The sequence below is a fragment of the Streptomyces sp. M2CJ-2 genome, assembly GCF_016757295.1.
Taxonomy (GTDB): Bacteria; Actinomycetota; Actinomycetes; order Streptomycetales; family Streptomycetaceae; genus Streptomyces.
Genome location: NZ_JAESIF010000168.1, coordinates 1 through 4177 on the forward strand (window position 1 = coordinate 1; position 4177 = coordinate 4177).

General features: G+C 67.8%; 4 protein-coding genes. 2 read left to right on the plus strand and 2 right to left on the minus strand.

Features of this window, described 5'->3' with window-relative positions; genetic code table 11:
- Positions 1–437 precede the first annotated feature (437 nt).
- A complete protein-coding gene (locus JL475_RS38250; protein WP_202282810.1) occupies positions 438–644 on the plus strand; it encodes a hypothetical protein in 207 nt (68 codons plus the stop codon).
- A 414-nt stretch (positions 645–1058) separates the two neighbouring features.
- On the opposite strand, the gene JL475_RS38255 is transcribed toward JL475_RS38250, so the two are convergent.
- Both JL475_RS38255 and JL475_RS38260 read right to left on the minus strand, forming a co-directional pair.
- Positions 1059–1526, minus strand: coding sequence for a hypothetical protein (locus JL475_RS38255; RefSeq protein WP_202282811.1), 468 nt, complete (start codon positions 1524–1526; stop codon positions 1059–1061).
- A gap of 112 nt (positions 1527–1638) precedes the next feature.
- The gene (locus JL475_RS38260; protein WP_202282812.1) at positions 1639–2220 is read right to left on the minus strand and encodes a dihydrofolate reductase family protein; all 582 of its coding nucleotides are present in this window, start codon (positions 2218–2220) and stop codon (positions 1639–1641) included.
- Positions 2221–2685: 465 nt separating this feature from the next.
- On the opposite strand from JL475_RS38260, the gene JL475_RS38265 reads away from it, so the two are divergent.
- Positions 2686–4176, plus strand: a complete 1491-nt coding sequence (locus JL475_RS38265; RefSeq protein ID WP_237409441.1) for a transposase — start codon at positions 2686–2688, stop codon at positions 4174–4176.
- The last annotated feature ends 1 nt before the right edge of the window (position 4177 follow it).

Genomic DNA, 4177 nt, shown 5'->3' on the forward strand with positions numbered 1-4177 from the left:
ATCGCAGGTCACAAGGCACTTCCTCGTTTCAAGAAGAGTTATCCACAGACATCGAATCGGTGGATCAAGGCTAAGGCATCGGTCGCAACCGACGAGAAGGTCCTCACAAGAGCGAGCACATCAGCGGAAGAGAGCGCCGCAGCAAGCAGCGATCGCCCTTCTTCCGTAGCTCCTCTCCTCTTGGCAGCCGCTACCGGTGCGGACACCTGCTGCTCGGGTTCGATGACGGTGCGGGCCGGCTCCACGGTCCGATCCAGTAGGGCTACGGCCTCCTCGACTCGGCCCGCGCCTGCCCTCGCCGCCGTCATCGGGCGCAGCGCGAACGCCTGCCGTCCGGCCCCGCGCGGCCCGTGCCCCGCGACACCCGCGCCGGCCGCGCATCGCGGGACGCACATGCTCGGCAGAGAGGTCTGCACCTGCGGATAGGGTCCTTCGGCATGAGCACAACACCGCCCGGCATACGCCGGGTCAGCCCCCGCGCCGCCCCTAAAACCGGGGCGGCCCGCACCGCCGCCGCGTTCGGCGCCGGGTGCACCCGCGCCGCCGGCCCCAGCGGCAGCGCGCACCCGGACCACAGCGTCGCCGGGCACTCGGCCGGCCCCCGCCACGGCACCGGGAACCAGCCCAGGACTGATGATCTGTAAGATTTTGTCAGTGGTGGTTCGGCATGATGATGTCAGTGCGGTTGGTATCGGGTTTCTGCTGTTCAGCGTGCTGTGGTGGGGGTTTCGGGTGGTGACACGGATGCCGATTTAGCGCTGACGTTTTTGGTGATGATGCGGGTCAGTTGGTCGCCGGTCGGTATAGCGCGGGGTGTGTTGTCGCTGGTCAGGGCCGTGGTGGGGGCGTGTGACGGTCCGCCCCTGGACACCGGGATGGCACGGGCATCGGATTTCACTGTCATGAGGCGATGGATCCCAGGTGGTCTGTCGGCATGAAGCCGAGTGGCTTCGTTCACTTCTAGGGGCAGCGTTTGTCCGCCAGTTTGGGCAGCAGTTGCGGATCTTGAGGCCCGTGAATGTTCATGGGAAATAGCAGCGCGAGCGACGCGCGGTGCGTCACTGTCCAGCGGGTGCTCGGGTGAGCCCGATTCCGACCTTGGTCTGCATCTGGCCGAGGAGGTGGAGGGCTCGTGCCCGTGTCGGCACTCCGCGCGCTGTCCCCATCCAGTAGGCGTCTGTGAGCTTCTCTGTCGCCGCGAGGATCCGGTCGTCGTCCTGGGTAGCCAGAACGAGGACGAACCGCACGTAGTCGCCGATGTCGGTGCCCTGGGGGTGCTGCGTGAAGGTCCGCAGCTGCGGAATCAGGGCGGGCAGGGTGCGGTCCGTTGGGAAGACGACGGCGAGGCCGGCGAGGGCCAGGCGAACCGCCGGGCATTCGGCCGACCAGCGGGCCAGCAGACCTGGGACCTGAGCCTGGACCGCGCTGCGGGCCCGGGCTTCGCTGTCGGGATCGGCATGTTGCGGAGTGGCCGGCCAGGTTTCGGAGAGGTGGCGCTCAGCAACGGTGGCAGCGCTGAACAGCAAGTCGACGGCTTGGAACCGTTGTCGGGCGGGAATCCGCTCGTCGAGGGCGAGGGGAGGCCCGATCTTGTGTCACCGTTCGCAGTGGACTTCTTCGCGTACCCGCTCAGATCGGTCAACGGCGCACCCGATAGCGCAGGTGAAGCACCCGGTTGCCCTGAATCACCACGTCAGGATCCTCCAACAGGTGCTGCGCGTGGACCGACCCGAAGTAGCGCTTGCCGGACCCGAACATGACGGGTACGACGTCCATGCGCACCTCGTCGATCAGGCCCGCGGCAAGCACCTGGCCACCGACGTCGCCAGCGGCGACCTCGACCATGCGGTCACCCGCAAGCTCCTGGGCCTTGGCCATGGCTGCCTCGACGCCGTCGACGAAGTGAAACGGCGCCTCGGGGTCCCAGCCCTCGGGCTCCGGCCGGTGCGTCACGACGACCACGTGGTCGATCCCGCCCGGCGGCTTCCCGTCCCAGCCGTCCGTTAGGTCGAAGACGTGGCGGCCGACGATCGTGACTCCGATCTGGTCCCAGTACGGCCGGGTGTAGTCGTAGGACGTCTGCGACACCTTCAGCTCGCCGCTCTCGTCCAACGGGACGTCACCGCTGGACAACCAGTCGAACAGCGGTCCGGGCTGGTCGTTCTCGTCCGCGACGAAGCCGTCCACCGACACCGAGCTGTACATGACCACCTTGCCCACGGGGCTCTCCTCTGCTTTGGGGTGCCCCAAATTAGCGTGTCGTGAGCTGTCGCTCTTGTAAGAAATCAATCGGCCGACAGCGGCCAGCTGTGATGTGTCGGGTTCGTGTCAGTGGAGCGATCGGCAGCCGCCGACGGCTGCTTTCCTCCGCCTTTCCGCTGATTACGATGGGAGCGAGTGCCTTTCCACTGCTGACACGGGGTGACACGGGCGGCGGGGCTCACTGTCACGGCGCGGTATGTCCCCTGGCGGTTCACTGACACGAGGCCGAGACATCGCACGGCGCGGGCTCTTCCCGTTCAGGTGTCGGCGGGCAGAAGGTGAACCAGGCCCGGCCCAGGGCCCCTGGTCCGTTTTGGTGTGGACCGCGACTCTGCTGCGCAATTCGCTGCGTAGGTGAGGGTGGGTCCGGGATGATCACCTTCGAGGTCGCTTCCCTGTCGTGCGGCCGTGGAGGCGGTACGGATGTCGATGCTGCCGGTGGGGCTGCCGGAGATCCCGGAACAGACGGTGGCGGTGGCCAGGGCGGCGTTTCCCAAGGGGAGCCTGCCGGTACGGGTGCGGGACCGCCTCGCGGAGGTCTTCGTCGACGAGCCGTTCGCGGGGGCGTTCGGGGTGCGTGGGGCGCCGGGGTTGTCGCCGGGGGCGTTGTCGCTGGTGACGGTGTTGCAGTTCGCCGAGGACCTCACCGATCGACAGGCTGCTGCGATGGCGGTGCGGGCCATCGACTGGAAGTACGCGCTGGGGTCGGAGCTGACGGACACCGGCTTCGATGCCAGCGTGTTGTCCAGGTTCCGGGCTCGTCTCGCGGACAACGGCATGGAGCGGGTGGTCTTCGACCGGCTCCTGGAGCACTGCAAGGACGCCGGTCTGGTGGCGGCCGGAGGCAAGCAGCGCACCGATTCCACCCATGTGATCAGTGCGGTGCGGGACCTGAACCGTCTGGAGTTGGCCGGTGAGAGCGTGCGGGCGGCGCTGGAGGCCCTGGCGGTCGCGGCGCCGCTCTGGCTGGCCGGGCAGATCGATGTGACGGAGTTCGCCGAGCGGTACGGGCCGCGCGTGGATGGCTGGCGCATGCCGTCCTCACAGGCCAAACGCGACCGGCTCGCCCAGGTCTTCGGCCAGGACGCGCTGACTCTGTGCCGGGCGGCCTGGGCCGAGGACACCCCGGTGTGGATCCGCGAGATCGAGGCCGTGCACCTGCTGCGGCAGGTTCTCGTGCAGACCTACCTCATCCGCAGCGATTCCAGAGGACGGCAGGTGATCAGGAAGCGGGACGCCGACGACGGCGTCCCGCCCGGCCAACTCCGCCTGGCCTCCCCTTACGACGCGGACGCACGCTGGGCAGCAAAGGGCGAGGACCTGTTCTGGATGGGATACAAGATCCACCTCACGGAAAGCTGCACCACCCTCCCCGACGCCGACGCCGACGCCGACGCCGGGTCCGGGAGGATGCCGAACCTGATCACCGACGTGCACACCACCGACGCGACCGTGCCCGACGTGAAGGCGACCGCCCCCATCCAGCAGAGCCTCGCCGAGCACGGTGTGAAGCCGGCCGAGCACTACCTCGACTCCGGCTACCCGTCGGCCGACCTGATCACCAGGGCCATGCAGGACGGCATCCGCATGGTCACCCCGGTCCTTCTGGACCACTCTGCGCAGGCCAAGGCCGCCGACGGCTTCGACAAGAACGCCTTCACCATCAACTGGACGACCCGCCAGGTCCGCTGCCCCGCCGGGAGGACCAGCTCCCACTGGAACCCCGTCCAGCAACACGGCACAGACGCCATCGTGATCACCTTCAGTGTCCTGACCTGCCGCGACTGCCCCTTCCAGAAACAGTGCACCACCTCGAAAACCGGCCGCCGCATGCTCACCCTCAGCCTGGATCCACCGCATGACGGCCGGCTGCGGAAGGCGGAACGAGAAGAGGTGCCCGCTGACCTGCGATGAT

Excerpts from the sequence above, each read along its gene's own strand:
- JL475_RS38250 (WP_202282810.1), top strand. The coding sequence starts at position 438 with ATGAGCACAACACCGCCCGGCATACGCCGGGTCAGCCCCCGCGCCGCC.
- JL475_RS38265 (WP_237409441.1), top strand. The coding sequence starts at position 2,686 with ATGTCGATGCTGCCGGTGGGGCTGCCGGAGATCCCGGAACAGACGGTG.